This is a genomic window from Streptomyces sp. W16 (assembly GCF_033194735.1).
Classification (GTDB): Bacteria; Actinomycetota; Actinomycetes; order Streptomycetales; family Streptomycetaceae; genus Streptomyces.
The window spans coordinates 1-21,987 of the sequence record NZ_JAWOAI010000114.1; the positions used below are offsets into that span (position 1 = coordinate 1).

Sequence of the window (21,987 nt, forward strand, 5' to 3'; positions counted from 1 at the left end):
CTCGCGCTGCTGCGCGAGACCCCGCGGGACGCCGTGCACCTGCGGTGGACTCCCGGCGGGGCGGCCGAATGAGCGCCGAGGACCGCCCCTACGGCGTCCATCGCACCCGCGTGGAGTGGATCGACACCGACGCGGCCGGGATCTACCACAACACCACCGTCGTCCGGTTCGCCGAGGCGGCGGAGGCCGAGCTGATGCGCGCGTACGACATCCCGGGCTACTTCCCGGTGGCCCCGAGGGTGCGGTACGAGGTGGAGTTCGAGGCGTCGATCCGCTTCGGCGAGGAGGTCGAGACGCGGGTCGAGCTGATCCGCCTCGGCCGGTCCTCGATGACCTTCGGCTTCGAGGTGTGGCGCGGCGCCTCGGACGGCCGCGCCCGCCGCCGTGCCGCCAAGGGCAGCTACGTCACCGTGCACGTCCCCGACAAGGAGGCGGGCGGCAGCGCACCCTGGCCGGCCGCCTGGCGTGCGGCGCTGGACGGGACGGGCACAGCCGACCGGGCAGAACCCGACGCCCGCGCGGCGCACTAAAATAATCCGATCATGACGGCAAGCGATCTCGTTGACGACAGCCCGGGCCAGCCCGCACCACCGCGATCCCTGATCGTGACGGTGTACGGCCTCTACGCGCGCGAGGTCGGCGGCTGGATCAGTGTGAGCACGCTGATCCGACTCCTCGCCGAGCTGGACGTCGACGCCCAGGCGGTCCGTTCCTCCATCTTCCGGCTGAAGCGCCGCGAGATCCTGGTGGCCGAGCGACGGAACGGCCGCGCGGGCTACGCGCTCTCGCCGTACGCCCGCTCCGTCCTGGAGACCGGTGACCGCCGTATCTTCGAACGCCACGCCGCCACCGACGACGGCTGGGTCATCGCCGTCTTCTCGGTGCCGGAGAGCGAACGGCAGCACCGTCACCAACTCCGTTCACGGCTGGCCTGGTTGGGGTTCGGGACGGTCTCGTCCGGGGTCTGGATCGCCCCGGCCCACGCCCTCGACGACACCCGCGAACATCTCCTCCAGCACGGCCTGGACCAGTACGTCGACCTGTTCCGCGCCGACTACGTGGCGTTCGGCGACCCGGCCGAACAGGTGGGCCGCTGGTGGGACTTGGAGGCGCTGCAGAAGCTCTACGACGATTTCGTCGCCGAGTTCACGCCGGTGGCGGGCCGTTGGGCCACGCCCGGCGAGGACATGCGGTCGGACGGCGAGGCGTTCGTCGACTACGTCCACGTCCTGACGGCCTGGCGCCGGCTCCCCTACCTCGACCCGGGTCTGCCCGACACCCTCCTTCCGCCCACCTGGTCCGGCGCGACGGCGGCGGATCTGTTCGCCACGCTTCGGAGCACCCTGGCGGAACCGGCCCACGAGTTCGCCAGAAGGCTGCTGACCGACACTTCGTGATCCGCCGACGTGCAGGACAGGAACAGTCCTGCTTCCTGCTTGATGTCGCCGCCGACAACCGACTTCGGCGAAAGGATCATGACGTCCGAGCAGAGCGACACCACGCCGGCGGGACCCCGTGTACGCCGAAGCCATGCGCGTGGCCCAGGAGACGCTGGACGCCGCACTCAGCGGTCGGCCCGACGGATGCAGCAGCGCGCCCGTCGGAGCGATCGACCGGCCGAACAGGGTTCGAAAAAACGGCATGACCGGTCCGGAAAACCAGCTGCCACACACCTGTTGACGAAGTTTCAGCCGTCAATCGGCCTGTCACAGGCCTCTCGGCGAGCTATGGGGCGCCGTAGACTATACGAACTGGACGGTATTTTTAACGAGTTGGACAGCGCAGCTCACCCGCAACGAAAGGCGCCGGCCCATGCCAGGACCCAAACAGGACCGGGCGATCCGTACCCGCCGCACCATCCTTGTCGCCGCGGCCAGCGTCTTCGAGGAGCGCGGCTACCAGGCGGCCACGATCAGCGAGATCCTCACCACGGCCAACGTCACCAAGGGCGCCCTGTACTTCCACTTCAAGTCGAAGGAACAGCTCGCCGAAGGCGTCCTGGCCGGACAGAACGAAAACCTCGCCGTCCCCGACCGCCCCTGCAAGACCCAGGAGCTCGTCGATACGGCCATGCTCCACGCCTACCACCTGCAGACGGACCCCATGGTCCGGGCCGGCGCCCGGCTCGCTCTCGACCAGCGTGCCGACGGCGTCGACCGCACCGGCCCGTTCCACCACTGGACCACCATCATCACCGACCTCCTCGACAAGGCCCGGACCCAAGGCGAACTCCTCCCGCACGTCGACCCCGTCGAGACGGCCGAAGTCCTCGCCGGCGCCTTCGCCGGCATCCAGGCGATGTCCCAGGCGACCACCGCCTACCAGAACCTCCCCCACTTCACCTCCGCCCTCCTGCGCCACACCCTCCCCTCCGTCGTGCACTCCTCCGTCCTCACCTCCCTCGACCTCACCCCGCTGCGCGCCCTCGCCGTCCACGCCGAGACACAGACCGGCACGAGCTGACTCTTGACGGCCATTACCGCTGGTGATCGTCTACCACGTGGAACCGGATCTGGTGCCCGGTGGGCGTGGACGTGTTCTTCACGATCAGCGGATTCGTCATCACCCGGCTGCTGGTCACCGAGTACGCCCGTACCGGTCGTATCGGACTGTGGTCGTTCTACCGCCGGTGCTGGCTGCGGCTGATGCCGGCCCTGCTGGTGATGTGCGCGGTGACCGCCGTCCTGTCCGTGACGTTCGCGCTGCCGCCGTTCCAAGAGGCTTGGGTGGCGGCGGTGTTGGCCGCGGGTTCGGTCGTCAACCTGGTACGGGCGGGGAACGCCGGAACGTACTCGGATCTCACCGCGCCGCTCAGCCACACCTGGTCCCTGGGAGTGGAGGAGCAGTTCTATCTGGCCTGGCCCCTCCTCCTGCTGGTGCTGCTCCGGCACGCGAGGCCGCGTGCGGTGCTGGGCCGGGTCGCGGTGCTGTGCGTACTGCCGGTGCTCTGGCGGACCGTGCTCTGGGATCCCTCGGCGGCACACCGCGTCTACAACGGCCCCGACACCCGAGCCGACCAGCTCCTCGTCGGCGCTCTGCCGGCCCTCGTGCTGGCCCGGCTGCGCGCCGACGACCCCCGGCTGGCGCTGCTGCGCCGCTGGGCGGGACGGCTGTGCTGCCCCGCGCTCGTGCTGATGGGGCTGATCGCCTGCCAGATCCCGATCACCGAGGTCAGCGGATGGAATCCCGTCTGGTACACAGTGGGATTCCTGGCCGCCGCTCTGCTGACGGCCTGTGTGGTGGCCGCACTGGACCTGTGCCCCGACACCTGGCCCTCCCGCCTGCTGTCGCTGTCCGCGCCGGTGTGGATCGGACGCAACCTGAGCTACGGGATGTACCTGTGGTACTACCCCGTCATCCGGTTGCTCCACGACCTCGGCGCGCGCGCCCCGTGAGAGTGAACCGCCCCGAGGCAGACGGACGTTGGTCTGTCCCGGAGCGGTTCCTTGCGATGCCGCGCCAACGAGGCACCGGATGACGTCAGTTGCCGAGCAGCTCGCTCACGAGACTGTGCTCGCCCGCGCCGAGGCCCGACACCGTGACCGTGCCGTCGGTCACGGTCACGTCGCGGGTCGACGCTCGCTTGCCGTCCCAGAGTGTCCGCCGGCCGACGGACACACGTTGCCGGCGCGCGTCACCGGGCAGGGTGACGGAGCCCTGGGTGTGCTTGGGTACGCGGACGGTGAGGCGGAAGACGCGAGTGCCGTTCTCCCATTCGACGCCCAACGGCCCGTGCGGGGTGGGGAGTTGTCCCGTCGCCCAGTCGACGCCGCCGGGCTGCGGGCGTACCTCCCAGGTGGCGTAGCCGGGCGAGGTCGGCCGGGCGCCGAGGAGGTTGTTGGTGAGCGCGGGCAGGACTCCGGTGGACCAGCCGTGAGCCATGCTCGTGTACGCGTCCTCGTACAGGGACCCGTTCGGGCCGATGCCTTCCCAGTTGGTGATGCCGGGGTCGTTCTTGTCCATCCAGCCGTACATACGGCGGATCTGGTCGAGCGCGGAGTCGACCTGACCCGTCAGGAAGCGGGCCTCGATCTCCGGGTAGGAGGTGAAGGCGTAGACCCGCTGGGAGGCCTGGTCGAAGAGGGTGTCGTTGTCCATGAAGGCGTTGCCGTACGCCCGTTTCGTCGTCGCGTCGAGATGGGCGAGCGCCGAGGTGGCGCGGTCCGCGTCGGCGATGCCGGTGACGACGGCGAGGGAGTTGCCGTCCTGTGCGTGCCGCACCGCACCGGTCGAGGAGTCCAAGTAGGCACCCGCATCCGCGTCCCACAGCAGCGAGTTGACGGCCTGCGCGACCTTGTCCGCCCTGGCGCTCCACCGCGTGGCATCGGCCTGCTGCCCCTGCAGCCGCGCCAACTGGGCGGCGCCCTGGAGGGCTTGGACGTAGAGGGCGTTGTAGTAGGTGACGCGACCCGTGCGGCCCAGGAAGGCGTAATCGCCGTATCCGTCGGTGCCGTTGAGGCCCTTGCTGAGTAGACCCGCATCGTCGGTGACGCTCGGATACCAGGTGTCCAGGACCTTCACCAGCGCGGGGTAGTAGCGCGTCGCGTACTGCCGGTCCCCGGTGTAGAGGACGTAGTCCCAGCTGCAAGTGACCCAGTACAGCGGATAGTCGAAGAGCGGGAGGGTGTAGTTACCGATGGATGCGGGCGGGATCCAGCCGTCGGCGCGCTGGTGGTCGGCGAGGTCGGCCAGGACGTTGCGGGCCGCGGCGGCTGCGTCGTCGTGGGTGAGGTAGAGGGTGCGCGCGGAGACGGCGAGGTCGCCGACGTACGGGTCGCGGTCGCGCTTGGCACCGTCCTGGAGGACCAGCTTCCCCTCCAGCGTGGCACTCCAGGCGTTGCGCGGATCGACGTCGTCCTGGCGGAAGGTGTCGGTGACCAGTTCGTTGGTGTACGCGGCGCCGTACCAGTAACGATTCAACTCGTCGTCGGAGCACAGGAACCAGCCCCGGTAGGTGCTCGGTGTGCCCACGTACGCGGTGAACTGCAGGGCCACGGAGTCGATTTCGACCGTCCCCCAGGGCTGCGCGGCGGGGCTGTCCGTGGCGAGTGCGTCGAGGCTGATCTTGAGGTAGCGGAATCCGTGCAGTCCGTCCGCGAAGACCTTGTCTCCGGCCTGGAAGCCTTTGTGGTCGGTCCAGTTGGCGCCCTTCGCGGGTACGGCGAACTGGTCCGTGCCTTGTCCGGCGCCGCCCGCCTGGTCGGAGCGGGTGAAGTCCGAGCGGTCGGTGAGGAATTGGCGGGTCTCGGAGAACGCGACGCGTACACCTGGGGAGTTGGCGGAGGCGGAGGTGAACCGGATCTGCGGATATCCGACCACGACCTTGCCGAAGTCCACCGTGACGCTGGGCACGGGTATCGGCTCGACCGGTGCGGGCCAGACCTCGTTGATCCGGGTGAAGTTGCCGTGCGAGGTGTCCTGGGCGTGGGTCACCGTGATGCGCACGCGATCGGTGCTGACCTGCTCCGTGAACGGAACGGCCTTCTGCACCGCGTCGTTGCCGGTGACCGTGGCGGCGGTGTGCCAGTTGCCGTCGCGCCACACGTCGACGGTGTAGTCGGTCGGCACACCGTCGCTGTTGGAGATCACCGTGATGCCCTGCAGGGTCGCGACCTGCGGTGCGGTGATGGTGAGGACGTCGGGGAACACCCCGAGCGTGTCGTCGTTCCAGAAGGTGTCCGGGTTTCCGTCGATCGCGTTGGAAGCGTCGTAGGTGCGCGGCTGTCCGTCGTTGCCGTTGTTGCCCGCGTGGGCCGACGATGCCTCGGCCGTGGTGCCGGCGGGCCAGGCGGGCGCGGCGGCGGGCTGCGGGCGCCGCAGGACGGATCTGGAACCGCCGGGCTTGAGCAGCCCGTTGGGGTTCTTCACGTCTCCGGTCGACGACACGATCCGCAGCGGCCGGACCGTGCGCGAGGACGGCCCTTGCACATAGCGGTGCCAGCCGCCGGCACGGCGCGACGGGCTGCCGGTGAGCGAAGCGGAGGCTTCCGCGGCGGGGAGCGCCTCCGCCGCGGGAAGTCCGGTCGAGAGGGACACTGCGGTGAGTCCGACGGTGCCGGCTGCGGCCAGAGCTGCGCGACGGGAAATGCCCTTGTCCGGTGTGCTGTTCGACGCCATGCTGTCCCCTTGTGCGGCAGTGGATTGAATCGTTTCACTCGGCAGCTGCGTGGTGACGCTATCTCGAACACCGGATTCGCGTACAGCGTTGAGACAGAAGTTGTTCGACGGGTCCGCGGTGGGTCCGGCAGGTGTTGGCGGAGCCGTTCGGGGTCTCCGGTCACTGAGTTCGAAGGTCGCGGAACAGTCCTCTTGCGGCCGCCATCGCACGCTCCCGCACAGACAGGATGCTGATCGATCGCTGACAGGATCTTCATACCTGGCCGGGATGTTGGCGCCATGTCCTCCTTCACTCACGCCGCCCGAACCGTCGTCACGGCAAGCGCGGCTCTCGTGCTGCTCAGCGCCTGCGGCAACGACGGGAGCGGCACCCGAGACGAGGGTGTCGCCTCCATCGCCACCCCTTCCACCACCGCCGGACAGACGGCGGACCCGGACGCCGGGCACGTGCGGATCCGTCTCGACGACAACCAGCAGGACGTCAACAGGCTCTGGGACGCCTGGACGGACTGCCTCCACGAACACGGAGTGCCGGCCGACCGGAAACCCGCCCCCGACAGCCCGGCGCTCAAGGCGTGCGAGTCGAAATACCCGCTCCAGCCGGCGGAGATGGACCCGGCGATGAATCCCCGCTACGGCGACGGGGTGCGGGCCATGGTGGAGTGCATGAACGGTCACGGGATCAAGAGCGTTGTCTCCGACGGGAATTGGGGACTGGTCAGCGGTGACAGCATGAACCTGCCCGACTACGACAAGTACAAGGTCGAGTGCCAGATCAAGTCCTTCAGCGACAACGGCTGACGGACTCGCGGACACCGCGCGCCCGAGCCCGCCCGCCTGCGGGCCGCCGTACGACTTTGGTCGCTCTTGGTTGCGACGAACGGATGCTGTGCGCGCGGGCGATGATGTCTACCTTTGGCGCGTGGACGTGAAGACGAAGGCGCGCGAGGTCCGGAAGCAGCTGAGTGCGGCACATCTGTGGTCCAGGCGGCAGATCGTCGGCGAAACCGTACTGGCCCTCGTGCTGGGCCTGGTCGGGTCGGTGAGTTTCATCGGCGAGGGCGTGCCGCTGATGATCGCCGCGGCGGTGACCGCCATCGTGCTCTCGCTGCTGCGGCGGTCCTTCCCGGCGACCGTGCTGGTACTCACGGGCGCTATCGCCGGTGCGCTAGGCAGTTTCGGGCTCGTGCTGATAGCCGTGAGCTGGTCGGCGGGGGCGCGGATCGAGGCGCCTCGGCGGGCGCTCGCACTGTTCGGGACCACCTACGTCCTCTACGCGGGACTGGCCGTCCGCCAGGAGCCACTCGGCCTGGCCACGGCGCAGACGCTGGTGTTCACCACGCTCGCGTTCGTGACGACCACGGTCGTGCCCGGTCTCACCAGTCGCTATCGCGCTCAACGGCGCAGGCTCGTGCACGCGTTGCACGAGCACAACGCCCAACTGCTGCGTGAACGCGAGATCATCGCGTCCCACGCGCGCCTGCGCGAGCGGCAGCGCATCGCGCAGGACATGCACGACAGCCTCGGCCACCAACTGGCGCTGATCGCCGTCCACACGGGCGCTCTGGAGGTGGACCGGGACCTGACGGACGGACAGCGCGAGGTGGTCGGCGTCCTCCGGGAGGCGTCCGTGGCCGCGATGCACGAGCTGCGCGAGGCCGTCGGCATCCTGCACGACGGCACTCCGGACCGGGCCCGGGAGCACGAGGCCGACCCGGAGCCCGCGGCCAGGGGTGTGGCGGGGATAGCCGACCTGGTGGCGGCATCCCGGAGCCCACGTTCGGTCGTGGAGCTACGGCTGACGGGCGACGCACGGCCACTGACCCCCGCCGCCGACCACGCGGCCTACCGGATCGTGCAGGAGGCGCTGACCAACGCCCTGAAGCACGCACCGGGGGCCTCGATCGCCGTCGAGTTGCGGTACGAGCCCGACTCCCTGGTGGTCGAGGTCGCCAATGGGCCGATACCCGTGACGACCGGTGGCGGACGGCACACCGTGGTCAGCGGCGGGCAGGGCCTCACCGGCCTTCAGGAGCGGGCCCGACTGGTCGGCGGCATGGTGCATACGGGCTCCACGGCCGAGGGCGGGTTCCGTGTCGCGGGCGTGCTGCCGTACGGCCCGCCGGCGGGCACGCCGGGCGGGGACCAGCGGCGAGCGGACCCGGAGCGGCAAGGAACGACCTTCGTCGATGGTGCGGACGACTTCCGGGGGCAGAGCGAAGGGGTGGTGCCCGGCGACGGTGGTGCGGACATCGACTGGTCCGGTGCGCCGGACAGGCAGAAGGAGTTCGACATCGCCATGGGACGCAAGAGGAAAGGCCTCGTGATCGGATGCAGTGCCGCAGTGGTGACCTTCCTGGTTCTCGGGGTACTGGCCGTCGTGCTGGTCGTCAACCTGGTGGAGAAGGAGTCCGACAAGCTCATGATCGAGCCGTCCGTCTACAACTCCGTGAAGGTCGGAGACACCGAGACGGCCGTGCGGGACAGGTTGCCGCACGGTAAGTCGTTCCTGGCCGGGGTCATAGACGACGATCAGAGGCCCGCCGTGCCGCGGGGAGCGACGTGCGCGACCTACCTGTCGACGGAGGAGTGGCCGAACGAGGGCGACAAGATGCCCGCCTACCGCTTCTGCTTCAAGGACGGCAAACTGATCGAGAAAAAGGCCTACTTGGTCAAGTAGCGACCTTCACCACACGTCCTGCAGGAGAGTTGTGATCAGAGTCCTCGTCGCGGATGACGAACCGCTCATCCGGGCGGGCATCCGGATGATCCTCACGTCCGCCGACGACATCGACGTCGTGGCGGAGGCGGCCAACGGCCGCGAGGCCGTCGACCTGGTCCGCGCTCACTCCGTCGACGTGGCGCTGCTGGACATCCAGATGCCCGTGCTGGACGGGTTGTCCGCACTGGCCGAACTCCGGCGGGCGGCACCGGCCGTACGTCCGCTGATCCTGACGACGTTCGGCGAGCGGGAGAACGTACTGCGGGCGCTGAGCCAGGGTGGCGCCGGGTTCCTGCTGAAGGACTCGGCGCCGGCCGAGCTGATCCAGGCGGTGCGGGCGGCTGCGGCCGGGGACGCGTATCTTTCGCCGGCCGCCACCCGCCATGTGGTCGACTCCCTCGCCTCGGGGCAGACCGCGGCGCGTGGCGAGGAGGCGCGGCGGCGTCTGGAGACACTGAGCACCCGTGAACTGGAGGTGCTCGCGCTGCTCGGTGAGGGCTTGTCGAACGCCGACGCGGGCGACCGGATCCATGTGAGCGAGGCGACGGTGAAGACATACGTCAGCCGGATCCTGACGAAGCTGCGGTGCGAGAATCGGGTGCAGGCCGCGCTGCTGGCGCGGGACGCGGGGCTGGAGCCCAGCTGAGGCGCAGGCCCCCGCGGTCATGGGCGGTCATCGACCGCCCGGCCGGGTTGCCTGACGACGGCAGGCGCACTCAATGACTTCAATGCTCAAGTGACTGACGAGCCCGAGAGACCACCGTCTCGGAATGTCAGGCAGCTCGGACGCCTGACCTCGGGCGACCGTCAGCGCACGGGCGAGTCGATGCGTTGCAGGATTCGCTCGGCGTCCCGGCCGAGGCGGCGCAGGCGCTCGCCGGGCAGGTTGTCGACCACCAGGTGACGCACGTGGGCCACATGCCCGGGTGCGGCGGACTCCAGCTTCCGCACCGGCTTTCCAGCCGTTTCACCAGGTGCGAAAGCCGGGACAGCGACGAGTTGGTGTGCTCGGCCAGCACGCTCATGCGCAGGGTCCGCTCGGGAGCCTCGGCCAGCATGGCCATGCTCATGTACTCGACCATGCTCAGCCCGGCATCGCGCTGCAACCGGGCGTCGAGGGCCCACGGAAGCCTGGCGGTCAGCCGGCGGGCGGCCTGCGAGTCGGTTGTCCTGGCTCGACTCCAAGCACTCGTTCTCCCTGGGCACCCATCAGCCGGATCCGGCCAACACTCACCATGGTCTGCTGCTGGTCCACAACAAGGACCTGGTGCAGCCGGGCACGGGTTTCGACACCCATCCGCACCAGGACATGGAGATCGTCACCTGGGTTCTCCAGGGCTCGCTGGTCCATCAGGACTCCGGCGGCCACTCCGGTGTGATCTACCCCGGGCCGGCCCAGTCGCTCCGGGCTACGAACAGCTGGAAAACGACGGCGAGTTGCTGTCCGGCGGGCTGGTGACGGTGGCGTCCGGCATGGACCGGGAAGGACACGAGCGCCATCCGGATCCGGAACCGGCATGCCGCGCTGTACGCGGCGCGGCTGCGGCCCGGGCAGCAGGTGCTCCTGCCCGAGGCGCCGTGTCTGCACCTGTTCGTCGCCCGCGGCTCGGTGGAACTGGAGGGCACCGGCAGGCTCGACGAGGGCGACGCCGTGCGCTTCACCGCCACGGGTGGACACCGGGTCGGCGCGACCGGGCCCGCGGAGATCCTCGTCTGGGAGATGCACGCCACCTTCGAACCCGGTGCGGTCCGCCCGGTCGATCCCGGGGTGATCCGCTGGTTGACCGAAGAGCTGACCTGGTCGGGTCAGGAGCCCACCGAGCGCATGTACTCGGACTATCTGTACTCGGCCGGCGACATCCCGGTGTCACGGCAGCGCTTCGTACAGGACCTCGCCTACCTGGGTGTGCCGGAGATACGGAACGCGAACGGGACCTGCTTCCTCGTCAGAAAGTGACTTGCCCCGCCGGTGGCCCGCCTGGGTAGGGTCGGGCCGTGCCCGAGTTGCAGCGGCTGCGCGCCGATCACGCCCCGGCGGTCCTGGCCTTCGAGCTGGCGAACCGCGCCTACTTCGCCGTCTCCGTCTCCGACCGCGGTGACGACTACTTCGCGCACTTCGCCGACCGGTACGACGCCCTGCTGGCCGAGCAGGAGGCCGGAGTCTGCGCCTTCCATGTGCTCGTCGCCGAGGACGGCTCGGTGCTCGGCAGGTTCAACCTGTTCGACCTCGTCGAAGGCGGTACCGCCGACCTCGGCTACCGGGTGGCGCAGCACGTCGCCGGGCAGGGCGTGGCGACCGCGACCGTCGGGGAACTGTGCCGGCTGGCGGCGACACGCCACGGTCTGCGTACGCTCCGGGCGGCCACCGCTGACGCCAACACCGCGTCCCGGAAGGTGCTGGCCAAGGCCGGGTTCGTCCCGGTGGGCCCGGCGCTCCCGGCCGAGATCGGCGGCAAGCAGGGCACTTGGTACGAGCGCACCCTCACCCCAGCAGACTGAGAAGCGCTGCCGCAGGCAACGGACAACGGGTGTGCCCGCGCGGCCCCGTCACCGGGGTCGAGGTCAACAGCGAGTTCAGAACCGCCTCTTCCACGGCGTCCAGCACCGCGCCAAAGAGGACGTCGAGCCCGGCATCGGGCACCACCGGGGGTCCGGCGGGCGTGCCCAGGGGACGGGTGCCGAACGCGAGGCCGTAGTCGCCGCTGCCGTGGCCGTAACCGGCGCCGACCCTGGCCAGCGCGTAGACGGCGCGGCGGGCGAGTCGGGTGAGCTGGCGGGCGTCCAGGGGCGCGTCGGTGGCAACGACGATCATGCAGGAGCCGCTCTCCGGGCCGGGACCGGATTCCTCGATGGGGACGCCCACGTCGGCGGGAGTGACCGTACGGCCCCGTACCCGCAGTGTGCCGGCGAAGTTGGCCTGCACCAGCACCCCGAGCGTCGTCTCCCGGCCCGCGAGCGGTACGCGTCGCGACGAGGTGCCGATGCCGGCCTTGAAACCGAGCGCGGTCATGCCGGTGCCCGCGCCCACCGAGCCCTCGGCGACCGGCCCGGCGGACGCGGTGTCGAGTGCGGCGCGGACGTGTTCCTCGCGGACCGGACGCGACCGGATGTCGGACAGGAGGCCGTCGTTGCACTCCCCCACCACCGGGTTCACGCTCCGGGCGTCCGCCGCCTCGGGCCGTTCCAGGACCCAGCCGACCAGGGCGTCCGCGACCCGGAAGGCGGACAGGGTCGACGTGAGCAGCACCGGGGTTTCGAGCGCGCCGAATTCGGCGATCTGCGTGGTGCCGAGGAGTTTGCCGTAGCCGTTGCCCGCGAACACCCCGGCGGGCAACGGGCCGGCTGGTCCCACTCCGTCGGGCACGACTGCGGTGACGCCGCTGTGCACGTGCGGCGGGCGGATCAGTGTGGTGTGCCCGACACGGATGCCGGGCACGTCCGTGATCGCGTTGTGCGTCCCCGTGGGCAAGTCACCTGCGCCGAGCCCGAGTTCACGGGCTCGGCGGGGCACAGCGGGCGCGAGCGGATCGGGGTGGGGCGACTCGGGCATGGCCAGACACTACGGCAGCACCGGCCACGCCGGCGGACAGCGGTCACCCGCCTTCCACCCCACGTGGTCAGTCAGCCGGCGGCGAGGAGTTCCAGGCTGTCGATCACCCGGTTGGAGAAGCCCCACTCGTTGTCGTACCAGGCGACGACCTTCACATGGCGACCGTCGACGCGGGTGAGGGCCGAGTCGAAGATCGACGAGGCCGGGTTGCCTGTGATGTCGGAGGAGACGAGCGCGTCCTCCGAGTACTCCAGGACGCCCGCGAGGGGCCCCTCGGCCGCGGTGCGGTAGGCCGCCAGCACCTCTTCTCGGGTCACGTCGCGGGAGACCGTGGTGTTGAGCTCGACGATCGAGCCCACCGGTACGGGCACCCGGATCGAGTCGCCCGACAGCTTGCCGTCGAGGTTCGGCAGGACGTGGCCGATCGCCTTGGCGGCTCCCGTCGTGGTCGGCACGATGTTGACCGCGGCGGCACGGGCACGGCGGGCATCGCGGTGCGGGCCGTCCTGGAGGTTCTGCTCCTGCGTGTAGGCGTGCACCGTGGTCATGAAGCCGTGCTCGATACCGGCGAGTTCGTCGAGCACCGCGGCCAGTGGCGCCAGCGCGTTGGTCGTGCAGGAGGCGTTCGAGACGATCGTGTGCGCGGCAGGGTCGTAGGCGTCGTTGTTCACCCCGAAGGCGAGCGTGACGTCGGCACCGTCCGAGGGCGCGCTGACGAGCACCTTGCGCGCGCCCGCGTCGAGGTGGACGCGGGCGGCCTTGGCGGATGTGAAACGGCCCGTGGCCTCAAGGACGAGATCGACATTCAGCTCGGCCCAGGGCAGGTCCGCCGGTTCGCGCTCGGCGAGCACCTTGATGCGCCGGCCGTCGACGACAAGGGTGTCCCCGTCGACGGAGACGGGGCGGCCGAGCCGGCCGGACGTCGTGTCGAAGGCGAGCAGACGGGCCAGGGTGGCGGGCTCCGTCAGGTCGTTGACGGCGACGACTTCGAGGTCGCTGTCCCGTTCGAGCAGGGCGCGCAGCACATTGCGTCCGATGCGGCCGAATCCATTGATGGCGATGCGAGTCATAAGTGAAGTCCCTTCGGTTCCACACCAGGCTCCCGCGCGGCAACCGTCGGTGACAGTGGCGTGATCGCCACGGTTCAAAAGGATTTCGCCAAAGGCCGTCCCAGGGCTTTCGCTCATGGCCGGGGCTCGGGGCTGCGGCTACTCCCCCTGGGCGAAGGTGCGCCGGTACTCGCTCGGTGTGGTGCCCAGCAGGCGGTGGAAGTGCAGCCGGAGGTTCGCGCCGGTGCCGAGGCCGACGTCGGCGGCGATCTGCTCGACGCTTCGCTCGGACCGTTCGAGCAGTTCGCGGGCCATGTCGATGCGGGCGCGCATGACCCACTGCATCGGCGTGTAGCCGGTCTCGTCGACGAAGCGCCGCGAGAACGTACGCGGTGAGACCGCGGCCTGTCGGGCCAGTGTTTCGAGGGTGAGGGGCTCGTCGAGCCGGTGCAGCGCCCACTCGCGGGTGGCGGCGAACCTTTCGCCGAGCGGCTCGGGCACACTGCGCGGGACGTACTGCGCCTGGCCGCCGCTGCGGTAGGGGGCCGCGACCAGGCGCCGGGCCGCGTGGTTGGACGCGGCCACTCCGAGGTCGCTGCGCAGGATGTGCAGGCAGAGGTCGATGCCGGAGGCGGCGCCGGCCGAGGTCAGCATGCTGCCCTCGTCGACGAACAGGACGTTCTCGTCAACTTTGACGAGCGGGTACTTGGCCGCGAGTGCCCGTGTGTAGTGCCAGTGGGTCGTCGCTCGCTTGCCGTCGAGCAGCCCGGTGGCGGCGAGCGCGAAGGCCCCCGTGGAGATCGCGGCGAGCCGTGCGCCCCGGTCGTGGGCGGTGATCAGTGCGTCGAGGACGGCCTGCGGCGGGTCCTCACGGTCCGGGAACCGATAGCCGGGGACGAAGACGATATCGGCCCAGGCCAGCGCGTCGAGGCCGTCGGCGACGTGGTACGACAGGCCGTCACCACCGGTCACCAGACCGGGAGCCGCACCGCACAGCCGCACCTCGTAGGGCATGCTCGCCCGCGTCGAGAAGACCTGCGCGGGGATACCGACGTCGAGCGGTTTGGCGCCTTCGAGAACGAGGACGGCGACACGGCGGAGGCGGGCGGCTGACACGGCAACAGCGTACGCAGAGGTACGGCCACCCGGTCACGAGGACTGGGAAGGACCAGGTCAGACCTTCCAGGAGCGCAGCTGGTCGGCGACGGCCACGACGCCGACACGGGTGTCGCGGATCTTGCGGACGAGCTCGGAGAGGGCGCCGTAGGGCGGGTCGATGCCCTCGCCGGACTGGCCCATGTACTGGGCGGCGACGAACGCGGCGTACAGGCTGTTGCGGTGCGGGAGCGGCTCCAGGCGCACGATGGTGTGCATGAGGGCGGCGGCCCGCCAGGCGGCGTCCGGGTCGGCGGCGGCGAGGGTCGGCAACTTGGTCTTGTGGCGGGCTACGGCGGCCACGAGCGCGGAGTAGTCCGAGACCGACATGTCCTCGTCGGAGAGGGCGGCCTCCTGGACGTCGAGCAGCCAGGAGACGTCGATGTACAGGTGCATCAGGCGGCCGCGGCCCCACCGCGCTCGGAGGGCGGCACCTCTTCGGGGAAGGCGTCGTCGAACTCGCCGCGCAACCGCTCGGCCCACTCGGACGCTCCGGCGACGAACCGGCCGCGCTGCATCTCACGGACGCCGAGGTCGTGCAGGTACTGCTTGAGGCTCTTCCCCTCGGCCGCGGCGGCGGCGCGCACTCCGTCGAGTTCCTCTTCGGTGAAGGACACATTCAGCGATGGCATACGTCGATGGTACCTAGTTGGTGCCATCCGTGCGAGGTGCCCGTCCTCGGGACCGGATCGCGGGGGCGGGCACCTAGGCTGCGGGGATGATCTCTCGCGACTATCTCTTCGACATGTTCTCGCTGGACGGCCGGGTGGCCGTGGTGACGGGCGGCAGTTCCGGCATCGGCCGGGCTGTCGCCGGGGCACTCGCGCGGGCTGGGGCACGGGTCGTCGTAGTGGCCCGTAAAGAGGAGGAACTGGCCGCCACCGTCGACGAGTTGGTGGCGGAGGGGTGCCGGGCGGCGTGGGTGAGCGGTGATCTGGGGACGCGTGACGGGGTGCGTGCGGCGGCGGAGGCTGCGGCCGGGACGTTCGGTGAGCCGGACATTCTCGTGAACAGCGCCGGGATCAACCTCCGGCCGCCGATGGGCGAGTTGGGCGAGGACGTGTGGGACACCACGATGGCGGTGAACCTGGAGGCGCCCTACCTCCTGGGCCAGCGCTTCGGTCCCGGGATGGCCGAGCGGGGCTTCGGGCGGATCATCCACATCACCTCCCAGCAGGCGCATCGCGCGTTCGTGCAGAGCGGCGCCTACGGGGTGTCCAAGGGCGCGCTGGAGTCGCTGGCCCGGTCGCAGGCCGAGGCGTGGTCGCCGTACGGCGTCACCTGCAACACGCTGGTGCCGGGGTTCGTGATGACGCCGCTCAACGCGCGGCTGTCGGACGACCCGGAGAAGGTGGCGGCGCTGGCCGCCCGAACGATGGTCGGGCGCAACGGACTTGCCGAGGACTTCGCGGGCGCCGCCGTGTTCCTGGCGAGCCGTGCCTCCGCCTATGTCACCGGGCAGTCGCTCTTCGTCGACGGCGGGTTCTCCGTGCACTGAGCCGTACCACCTCGCCGGGCTCGTCCGCCGCCACCGTGAACGGTGCCGATCCCGTTGGAGATCAAGGTGGTCATCGGGATTCCGGTCGTGTTCCTGGTGCCGGGTCGCTGTTCCGTTGGTTGTCGGCGTTCCAGCTGGCCAGGAGTCGGATCGCGTCGGCTTCGGGGGTGCCGGGTCGGGGCGTGTAGACGCTGAGGATCTGGCTGGAGACAGCGTCGATGCGGAGGGTCTCGTAGGGCAGTGTGATCTCGCCGATGAGTGGGTGCCGGAACGTCTTCGCGCCGGCTCGGGGGGTTCGTACGTCGTTGGTCGCCCAGCGCGTCCGGAATTCCGTGCTGCGGGTCGCGAGTTCTCCGATCAGTTCGGTCAGGTCGGGGTCGTCGGGGTGCCGGCCTGCCTCGATGCGCAGCATCGCCACGGTGTCGGCCGTGATCCGGTCCCACTCGGGGAACAGGTCCCGGGCACCGGGCTCGTCGAGGAAGAGGAAACGGGCGCTGTTCGTCCGTCCGGGCAGGGCGAACGCGGGTGCGAGGAGTGCGCGCCCCAGTGTGTTGGCCGCGAGGATGTCGAACCGGCCGTTGAAGACCACTGCGGGTAGGTGGTCCATGGAGTCCAACAGCACCCGGATTCCGGGGGTGACCAGGTCTTTCGCCGCACGGCGGCTCCGCTTGCGGGCCGCGGGCGTCAGGGCGGCGAGCAGCCGGCCGAGGTGAGCTCGTTCGTCCTCGTCCAGGCGCAGGACGCCGGCGACGGCGTCGACGACTCCGGCGGAGGGCCCGGTTGCCTGGCCGCGTTCGAGCCGCACGTAGTACTCCGGGCTGACCCCGGCGAGCAACGCGACCTCCTCCCGGCGCAGGCCCTTGACCCGACGGCGGGTGCCCTGCGGAGGAAGGCCCGCGTCGGTTGGGGTGACCCGGGCGCGGCGGGTGGTGAGGAACTCGCGGACCGCCGCCCGTGCGGCCTCCTTCTCGTCCATGGGATCAAGGGTAGGCCTGGCCCGCATGCCGGAAGGGGTCCCTGTGAGTACCCCTTTCCGCAGTGCCTGTCGGCATGCGGTGAACCGATGTTGGCTGGATGTCGGCGAGATCGAGAACGGCGCCCGGCTGCCACGGACGTCGGCCCTCGCCTCTCCCCCCTGATGCGCCTTCTTTCGATACTCTCGACGAGAAACGAGTTCTCTGATGCAGCACGCCATGCTGGGGAACCTGCGGGTTTCCCGGATCGGCCTGGGTGCCATGTCCATGGCCGGCACCCTCCTCTCCGGCGGCGGCCTGGACGACGCCGAATCGATCCGCGCCGTCCATCGCGCGCTCGACCTCGGCGTCACCCACATCGACACCGCTGAGAGCTACGGGCCGTACCACAGCGAGGAGGTCGTCGGTCAGGCGCTGGAGGGGCGTCGCGACCAGGTCGTCCTCGCCACGAAGTTCGGCATCCTGTCCCATGCCGGGGACGGAACCGGCCTGTTCGACAGCAGTCCTGCCAACATCCGCACCGCCGTCGAGGGCTCCCTGAAGCGACTGCGCACCGACCGGATCGACCTCTGCTACCAGCACCGCGTCGACCAGAACACCCCCATCGAGGAGACCATCGGCACCGCGGCCGAGCTGGTCGCCGAAGGCAAGGTCCTGAACATCGGCCTGTCCGAGGCCTCGCCGGACACGATCCGCCGCGCCCACGCCGTGCACCCGATCTCCGCGCTGCAGACCGAGTACTCCCTGTGGACCCGCGACGTCGAGGACGAACTGCTGCCCCTGCTGCGCGAGTTGGGCATCGGCCTCGTCCCCTACGCGCCGCTCGGGCACGGGTTCCTGACCGGCCAGATCCGCTCGCCGGAGGAGATTCCCGACGGCGACTGGCGCAAGACCAGTCCGCGCTTCATCGGCGAGGCCTTCCACCAGAACCTGCAACTGGTGGAAGAAGTACGGAACATCGCGGCCGAGGTCGGTGCCACCCCGGCGCAGATCGCGCTGGCCTGGCTGGTGGCCCAGGGCGGGGACATCGCCCCGATCCCCGGCAGTCGGCGAGTGGCTCGCGTCGAGGAGAACGCCGCCGCCGACGGCGTCACCCTGACCGCCGACCAGTTGCAGCGGCTCGACACCCTCACGCCGGCCACCGGCGCCCGACACGACGACTTCAACGAGTCGACGATCGACCGCTGAACCACCTTCACCGCCCCAGAGGAGATACGCCATGTCCACAGCCACATCACTGACCGAGCAGAACCGCGCGATCGTAGAAGGCATGTTCGCAGCGGCGAACCGCGGCGACGTGGAGGGAGTCTTCTCCTTTCTGTCCGAGGACGTCGCGGTCATCGAGCCGGTGTTCCTGCCCTTCGGAAAGGCCTACCACGGCAAGGACGAATTCCTCGGCCTCGCCCAAGTCCTGCCGCACTACATCGAGGTCTCCTCGATCACGGTGCACTACACCATCGCCGACGGCGACCGCGTCGCCGCGTGCGTCGGCATCAAGGACGTCACGACCGGAGAGCTGACCCACTTCATCGAACAATTCACCCTCAGGGACGGCAAGATCGTCGAGAATCGGGTGTTCTACCACAACGTCGGCTCCATGCTCGAAAAGCCCAAGGTCGTGTAGCGCGCCGTACGGCGAGAATGGTCTTCCCGGCGCCCGGTTCGCCAAGCACGACGAGTCTGCCCGGGCTTCCGACGCCCACTGGGCCTGGACCGCCGAAGCGAGTTCGTCTGCCGCCCTCCGCCGCCGGTCGGCGCCCGCCGGGGCGTCCGCCGGCTCGCGCAGCAGGTCGGCTGCGAAGGCGCAGACCGACACGAACGCGGAAATCGCGGAGAGCCACATCGACATCGTGTCGACGCTCTGGTGCCTGCTCGCACAGATCCTCAGCACCCAGCCAAGTGCCGCTGCCCGCCACCCCACACAGCACTCAGACCGTCGCTACGGCCGGCTCGTCGGCCTCGGCAAGCAGATCCGTCAAGGTCGCCCGGGCCCGCGCCACGCGGGAGCGGACCGTGCCGATCGGGCAGTCGCTCGCCTCGGCGGCCTCCGCGTAGGGCATGCCGAGCATCTGGGTGAGGACGAAGGCTTCGCGGCGCTCGTCCGGCAGCGACGCCAGGAGGTCGAGGAGCGCGACGCCGTCCTCGAAACCGGGCAGGTCGATCGGCTGGGCCAGTTCGATCGCCAGCCGCCAGTCCGGTACGTCGGACAGGCGGGGTCTCGCGGCGGCGTGCCGGTAGCTGTCGATGACGGCCCGGCGGGCGATCGACAGCAGCCAGGAGCGCGCCGAGGAACGCCCCTCGAAGCGGTGCAGGCTGCCGAGCGCACGCAGGAACGTGTCCTGTACCAGGTCGTCGGCGGCCTGCGGATCGCCGCAGAGATGAGCGACGTACCGCTGGACGTCGCGTTGTAAGGCCCGGACGAAGTGCTCGACCGCGTCCGCGTCACCGCCGCGGGCAGCGAGTGCCCACGCGGTTATCGACTCGTCGAGAGATGCCGACTTCTTCTCGCCTTTGCCGCGCGGAGCGGGCAGGGCAGGAGTGATCACCTGGTGTCCTTCTCGGTCATCCGTGATCCGGACCTGGGCACGCGGAAACACGGGCGGTCCGGTGAGCGGGGAGGGACGGTCGTACGGCGCTTGCGCGGACGTACGACCGGGGCCGGAGGCGCGCCGTACGGGCGGCCTCGGGGTACCGGCTGTCTCAGACGACAGCGGTCCGCGCGGGCGGGCCCCGGGAGGTGATCGAGTGGACCAGGAGGAGGGAGTGCGGTGCCCGGTCCGAGTGGATGCGACGCCCGCGGAGGCGCGGGCGGTCCACGGGCGCGGGCAGTGCCAGCAGCAGTCGTAGCGGAGCCGCCAGCCGGCCGACGACGACGCGCAGGATGCGGAACGCGGCCTTCTCGCCGTGGGCCAGCCAGAGCCCGCAGAGCAGGGCGGCGAACAGGTGGGCGAGGAGCATGCCGGTCGAGGGCGTACCGCCGGCCGACGATGTCCCCATGTCCATGGAGCCCGGCCGCATCGAGCCCATGGTCATGTCCGTGTTCGCGGAGGCCGATTCGCCGGACGCCGACTGGGCGAGCGAGAACGCCGCGTGGAGCATCGTCTGGGCGGTGAGCACGACCGTCAGGATCAGCGGGAGACCGCGCTCACGGCCTGCCAGACACCAGCCCGCGGCGCCGGTGACGGCCAGTCCGGCGGACAGTGCCCACGTGGGCACGTGGTTCCCGGACATCATGACGTGCCCCAGGGAGGCGAGCACCACGCAGACGGCCGCGAACACCGCGGCGCGTATCGCGCGGGAACACCGTCCTGGTCTCATGGCGCCTCATCCTGGCACCAAGAAACCCAATGTCACGTGTGGGTAAGCAAACCCATAGCGCACCACACTCAACCCACAGCATGTGACCCAGGCCACAGCAAAAGCCCGGAACTCAACGGGAATCCCGTCCGACTTCTATTGGAGAGAGGGCCGCCGCCGTCTCGTCGCGGGCGAGCGGCTGGGCGTCGTAGGTGATGCGGATGACGCCGTCGGCGTGCCGCTCGGCGCTCGCCCGTACGCCGAACACATCCCGGAGGGTCTGCGGGGTCAGCACGTCCAGTACCGGCCCGGCGGCCACCACCGCTCCCTCGTGCAGGACGGCGAGGTGGTCGCAGAGTCGGGCGGCCAGGTCGAGGTCGTGGAGGACCGCGAGCGTGGTGATGCCGGTGGCGCGGATCAGGTCCAGCAGCTCGAAGCGGGCACGGATGTCGAGGTGGTTGGTGAGTTCGTCCAGGACGAGGAGTCGCGCGTTCTGGGCCAACGCCCTTGCCAGCAGGACGCGTTGGCGTTCGCCGCCGGACAGTGAGGCATAGTCGCGGTCCGCGTAGGGGCGTACGCCGCACTGGTCGATGGCTTCCTGTACCGCCCTGTGGTCCTCGGTGCCGTCACGGCCCAGCAGGCCGTGGTGCGGGGCGCGGCCCAGGGCGACGATCTCCGCCACGGTCAGGCCGGTGGTGTTGCCGGTGGCGTCCTGGAGGACCGCGGCCGTACGGCGGGCAGCGGCGCGGGCGGACAGCGTCCATACGTCGTCCTCGCCGACCCTCACGACTCCGCCCGCCGGGCGGAGCGAGCGGTAGACGGCGCGCAGCAGGGTCGACTTGCCGCTGCCGTTGGGACCGACGAGGCCGACGATGTCGCCCTTGTGTGCTTCAAGGCTCACGCCGTGCAGGATCGGGCTGCGGTCCAGGGTGATGTGGAGTTGTTCGACGGTGAGTTTCATGGGGCTTCAGTCCAGACCCTTGTTGTGGCGCAGCAGCCACAGGAAGAAGGGGGCGCCGAGGAGGGCGGTGAGGATGCCGAGTGGCAGTTCGTTGGGGCGGTCGAGGGTGCGGGAGAGCAGGTCGACGAGGACCAGGTAGACCGAGCCCAACAAGGCCGTCAGGGGCAGGAGTCGGCGGTGGTCGGCACCGGTGGTGAGGCGGACGAGGTGCGGGATCATCAGGCCGACGAAGCCGATGCTGCCGGCGACGGCGATGACGGTTCCGGTCAGCAGCGCGCTGAGCACGAGGAGCACGGCGCGCAGCCGGTTGACGTCGACGCCGAGCGCGGTGGCGGACTCGTCGCCGGCCAGCAGGACGTTGAGCCGCCGTCCGAAGAGCGCCAGGAGGGCGGTGGTGACGAGCACGACCACGGTGACCGTGGGGAGTTGGTCCCACTGGGCGCCTGCGACGCTGCCGAGCATCCAGAACATGACCGTGCGCAACTCGGTGGGCGTCGCCTGGAGTTGGACGAAGCTGGTCGCCGAGAGGAAGACATAGCCGACGGCGACCCCCGCCAACACCAGTCGGGTCGGCGCGAGTCGGCCCCGCCGCTGTCCGAGGGCGAAGACCAGCGCGCCCGCGACCACCGCGCCGATGAAGGCCGCCGCCGACACCCCGAGCCCG

The 21,987-nt window shown here is 70.0% G+C and carries 25 protein-coding genes and 1 pseudogene; 14 read left to right on the forward strand and 12 right to left on the reverse strand.

Annotation, left to right across the window (positions count from 1 at the left end):
• Positions 1-68: 68 nt before the first annotated feature.
• The 5 genes and pseudogenes from R6V09_RS17465 (at position 69) to R6V09_RS17485 (ending at position 3,395) form a co-directional block, all read left to right on the forward strand.
• A complete protein-coding gene (locus tag R6V09_RS17465; RefSeq protein WP_317882335.1) occupies positions 69-530 on the forward strand; it encodes an acyl-CoA thioesterase in 462 nt (153 codons plus the stop codon).
• Positions 531-542: 12 nt separating this feature from the next.
• Positions 543-1,397, forward strand: a complete 855-nt coding sequence (locus tag R6V09_RS17470; RefSeq protein ID WP_317882336.1) for a PaaX family transcriptional regulator — start codon at positions 543-545, stop codon at positions 1,395-1,397.
• A 103-nt stretch (positions 1,398-1,500) separates the two neighbouring features.
• Positions 1,501-1,602, forward strand: a pseudogene (locus R6V09_RS17475) (VOC family protein); the annotation flags it as partial.
• Between the two features lie 210 nt (positions 1,603-1,812).
• Positions 1,813-2,463 (forward strand): ScbR family autoregulator-binding transcription factor, encoded by a 651-nt coding sequence (locus tag R6V09_RS17480; RefSeq protein ID WP_317882337.1) that lies wholly within the window; start codon positions 1,813-1,815, stop codon positions 2,461-2,463.
• A gap of 65 nt (positions 2,464-2,528) precedes the next feature.
• Positions 2,529-3,395 (forward strand): acyltransferase family protein, encoded by an 867-nt coding sequence (locus R6V09_RS17485; RefSeq protein ID WP_317882338.1) that lies wholly within the window; start codon positions 2,529-2,531, stop codon positions 3,393-3,395.
• An 85-nt stretch (positions 3,396-3,480) separates the two neighbouring features.
• On the opposite strand, the gene R6V09_RS17490 is transcribed toward R6V09_RS17485, so the two are convergent.
• Positions 3,481-6,117, reverse strand: a complete 2,637-nt coding sequence (locus R6V09_RS17490; protein WP_317882339.1) for an alpha-L-rhamnosidase-related protein — start codon at positions 6,115-6,117, stop codon at positions 3,481-3,483.
• Positions 6,118-6,396: 279 nt separating this feature from the next.
• Between R6V09_RS17490 and R6V09_RS17495 the strand changes: the two genes are divergently transcribed.
• The 3 genes from R6V09_RS17495 (at position 6,397) to R6V09_RS17505 (ending at position 9,485) form a co-directional block, all read left to right on the forward strand.
• Positions 6,397-6,918: a hypothetical protein gene (locus R6V09_RS17495; RefSeq protein WP_317882340.1), complete on the forward strand. Its 522-nt coding sequence runs from the start codon at positions 6,397-6,399 to the stop codon at positions 6,916-6,918.
• Between the two features lie 121 nt (positions 6,919-7,039).
• A complete protein-coding gene (locus R6V09_RS17500; protein ID WP_317882341.1) occupies positions 7,040-8,797 on the forward strand; it encodes a sensor histidine kinase in 1,758 nt (585 codons plus the stop codon).
• A gap of 31 nt (positions 8,798-8,828) precedes the next feature.
• On the forward strand, positions 8,829-9,485 hold the full coding sequence (locus tag R6V09_RS17505) for a response regulator transcription factor (RefSeq protein ID WP_317882342.1): 657 nt from the start codon (positions 8,829-8,831) through the stop codon (positions 9,483-9,485).
• Between the two features lie 161 nt (positions 9,486-9,646).
• Here R6V09_RS17505 and R6V09_RS17510 read toward each other — a convergent pair whose 3' ends face one another.
• Positions 9,647-9,790, reverse strand: a complete 144-nt coding sequence (locus R6V09_RS17510; protein WP_317882343.1) for a hypothetical protein — start codon at positions 9,788-9,790, stop codon at positions 9,647-9,649.
• A 214-nt stretch (positions 9,791-10,004) separates the two neighbouring features.
• On the opposite strand from R6V09_RS17510, the gene R6V09_RS17515 reads away from it, so the two are divergent.
• The 3 genes from R6V09_RS17515 to R6V09_RS17525 are packed head-to-tail and all read left to right on the forward strand — an operon-like array spanning position 10,005 to position 11,338.
• The gene (locus tag R6V09_RS17515; protein ID WP_317882344.1) at positions 10,005-10,298 is read left to right on the forward strand and encodes a pirin family protein; all 294 of its coding nucleotides are present in this window, start codon (positions 10,005-10,007) and stop codon (positions 10,296-10,298) included.
• 45 nt (positions 10,299-10,343) lie between these two features.
• Complete coding sequence (locus R6V09_RS17520) at positions 10,344-10,796, forward strand: pirin family protein (RefSeq protein ID WP_317882358.1); 453 nt, start codon at positions 10,344-10,346, stop codon at positions 10,794-10,796.
• A 38-nt stretch (positions 10,797-10,834) separates the two neighbouring features.
• Positions 10,835-11,338: a GNAT family N-acetyltransferase gene (locus R6V09_RS17525; RefSeq protein WP_317882345.1), complete on the forward strand. Its 504-nt coding sequence runs from the start codon at positions 10,835-10,837 to the stop codon at positions 11,336-11,338.
• On the opposite strand, the gene R6V09_RS17530 is transcribed toward R6V09_RS17525, so the two are convergent.
• From R6V09_RS17530 to R6V09_RS17550, 5 genes are all read right to left on the reverse strand, one after another.
• A complete protein-coding gene (locus R6V09_RS17530; protein ID WP_317882346.1) occupies positions 11,322-12,389 on the reverse strand; it encodes a P1 family peptidase in 1,068 nt (355 codons plus the stop codon). The genes R6V09_RS17525 and R6V09_RS17530 overlap by 17 nt on opposite strands.
• 71 nt (positions 12,390-12,460) lie before the next feature.
• A complete protein-coding gene (gap, locus tag R6V09_RS17535; protein ID WP_317882347.1) occupies positions 12,461-13,459 on the reverse strand; it encodes a type I glyceraldehyde-3-phosphate dehydrogenase in 999 nt (332 codons plus the stop codon).
• A gap of 138 nt (positions 13,460-13,597) precedes the next feature.
• A complete protein-coding gene (locus tag R6V09_RS17540) occupies positions 13,598-14,554 on the reverse strand; it encodes a GlxA family transcriptional regulator (protein ID WP_317882348.1) in 957 nt (318 codons plus the stop codon).
• 57 nt (positions 14,555-14,611) lie between these two features.
• The gene (locus tag R6V09_RS17545) at positions 14,612-14,989 is read right to left on the reverse strand and encodes a hypothetical protein (protein ID WP_019075518.1); all 378 of its coding nucleotides are present in this window, start codon (positions 14,987-14,989) and stop codon (positions 14,612-14,614) included.
• The gene (locus R6V09_RS17550) at positions 14,989-15,225 is read right to left on the reverse strand and encodes a hypothetical protein (RefSeq protein ID WP_317882349.1); all 237 of its coding nucleotides are present in this window, start codon (positions 15,223-15,225) and stop codon (positions 14,989-14,991) included. The genes R6V09_RS17545 and R6V09_RS17550 overlap by 1 nt, the downstream gene beginning before the upstream one ends.
• An 86-nt stretch (positions 15,226-15,311) precedes the next feature.
• On the opposite strand from R6V09_RS17550, the gene R6V09_RS17555 reads away from it, so the two are divergent.
• Positions 15,312-16,091 (forward strand): SDR family NAD(P)-dependent oxidoreductase, encoded by a 780-nt coding sequence (locus R6V09_RS17555; protein ID WP_317882350.1) that lies wholly within the window; start codon positions 15,312-15,314, stop codon positions 16,089-16,091.
• 70 nt (positions 16,092-16,161) lie between these two features.
• Here the strand turns inward: R6V09_RS17555 and R6V09_RS17560 are convergent, their stop codons facing one another.
• The gene (locus R6V09_RS17560; protein ID WP_317882351.1) at positions 16,162-17,067 is read right to left on the reverse strand and encodes a helix-turn-helix domain-containing protein; all 906 of its coding nucleotides are present in this window, start codon (positions 17,065-17,067) and stop codon (positions 16,162-16,164) included.
• A gap of 205 nt (positions 17,068-17,272) precedes the next feature.
• On the opposite strand from R6V09_RS17560, the gene R6V09_RS17565 reads away from it, so the two are divergent.
• Positions 17,273-18,253 carry an aldo/keto reductase gene (locus tag R6V09_RS17565; protein ID WP_317882352.1) on the forward strand — a complete coding sequence of 327 codons (981 nt, stop codon included), beginning with the start codon at positions 17,273-17,275 and terminating at the stop codon, positions 18,251-18,253.
• A gap of 31 nt (positions 18,254-18,284) precedes the next feature.
• Complete coding sequence (locus R6V09_RS17570; protein ID WP_317882353.1) at positions 18,285-18,689, forward strand: nuclear transport factor 2 family protein; 405 nt, start codon at positions 18,285-18,287, stop codon at positions 18,687-18,689.
• A 304-nt stretch (positions 18,690-18,993) separates the two neighbouring features.
• Here the strand turns inward: R6V09_RS17570 and R6V09_RS17575 are convergent, their stop codons facing one another.
• The 4 genes from R6V09_RS17575 to R6V09_RS17590 form a co-directional block, all read right to left on the reverse strand.
• Positions 18,994-19,611 (reverse strand): sigma-70 family RNA polymerase sigma factor, encoded by a 618-nt coding sequence (locus tag R6V09_RS17575; RefSeq protein WP_317882354.1) that lies wholly within the window; start codon positions 19,609-19,611, stop codon positions 18,994-18,996.
• Positions 19,612-19,765: 154 nt separating this feature from the next.
• Positions 19,766-20,383: a hypothetical protein gene (locus R6V09_RS17580; protein ID WP_317882355.1), complete on the reverse strand. Its 618-nt coding sequence runs from the start codon at positions 20,381-20,383 to the stop codon at positions 19,766-19,768.
• Between the two features lie 112 nt (positions 20,384-20,495).
• Positions 20,496-21,323, reverse strand: coding sequence for an ABC transporter ATP-binding protein (locus R6V09_RS17585; RefSeq protein WP_317882356.1), 828 nt, complete (start codon positions 21,321-21,323; stop codon positions 20,496-20,498).
• Positions 21,324-21,329: 6 nt separating this feature from the next.
• On the reverse strand, positions 21,330-21,987 hold a 658-nt coding region (locus R6V09_RS17590; protein WP_317882357.1), incomplete at its 5' end, for a FecCD family ABC transporter permease.

Excerpts from the sequence above, each read along its gene's own strand:
- R6V09_RS17465 (WP_317882335.1), top strand. The coding sequence starts at position 69 with ATGAGCGCCGAGGACCGCCCCTACGGCGTCCATCGCACCCGCGTGGAG.
- R6V09_RS17470 (WP_317882336.1), top strand. The coding sequence starts at position 543 with ATGACGGCAAGCGATCTCGTTGACGACAGCCCGGGCCAGCCCGCACCA.
- R6V09_RS17480 (WP_317882337.1), top strand. The coding sequence starts at position 1,813 with ATGCCAGGACCCAAACAGGACCGGGCGATCCGTACCCGCCGCACCATC.
- R6V09_RS17490 (WP_317882339.1), bottom strand. The coding sequence starts at position 6,117 with ATGGCGTCGAACAGCACACCGGACAAGGGCATTTCCCGTCGCGCAGCT.
- R6V09_RS17495 (WP_317882340.1), top strand. The coding sequence starts at position 6,397 with ATGTCCTCCTTCACTCACGCCGCCCGAACCGTCGTCACGGCAAGCGCG.
- R6V09_RS17530 (WP_317882346.1), bottom strand. The coding sequence starts at position 12,389 with ATGCCCGAGTCGCCCCACCCCGATCCGCTCGCGCCCGCTGTGCCCCGC.
- gap (WP_317882347.1), bottom strand. The coding sequence starts at position 13,459 with ATGACTCGCATCGCCATCAATGGATTCGGCCGCATCGGACGCAATGTG.
- R6V09_RS17545 (WP_019075518.1), bottom strand. The coding sequence starts at position 14,989 with ATGCACCTGTACATCGACGTCTCCTGGCTGCTCGACGTCCAGGAGGCC.
- R6V09_RS17550 (WP_317882349.1), bottom strand. The coding sequence starts at position 15,225 with ATGCCATCGCTGAATGTGTCCTTCACCGAAGAGGAACTCGACGGAGTG.
- R6V09_RS17555 (WP_317882350.1), top strand. The coding sequence starts at position 15,312 with ATGATCTCTCGCGACTATCTCTTCGACATGTTCTCGCTGGACGGCCGG.
- R6V09_RS17560 (WP_317882351.1), bottom strand. The coding sequence starts at position 17,067 with ATGGACGAGAAGGAGGCCGCACGGGCGGCGGTCCGCGAGTTCCTCACC.
- R6V09_RS17565 (WP_317882352.1), top strand. The coding sequence starts at position 17,273 with ATGCAGCACGCCATGCTGGGGAACCTGCGGGTTTCCCGGATCGGCCTG.
- R6V09_RS17570 (WP_317882353.1), top strand. The coding sequence starts at position 18,285 with ATGTCCACAGCCACATCACTGACCGAGCAGAACCGCGCGATCGTAGAA.
- R6V09_RS17580 (WP_317882355.1), bottom strand. The coding sequence starts at position 20,383 with ATGAGACCAGGACGGTGTTCCCGCGCGATACGCGCCGCGGTGTTCGCG.
- R6V09_RS17585 (WP_317882356.1), bottom strand. The coding sequence starts at position 21,323 with ATGAAACTCACCGTCGAACAACTCCACATCACCCTGGACCGCAGCCCG.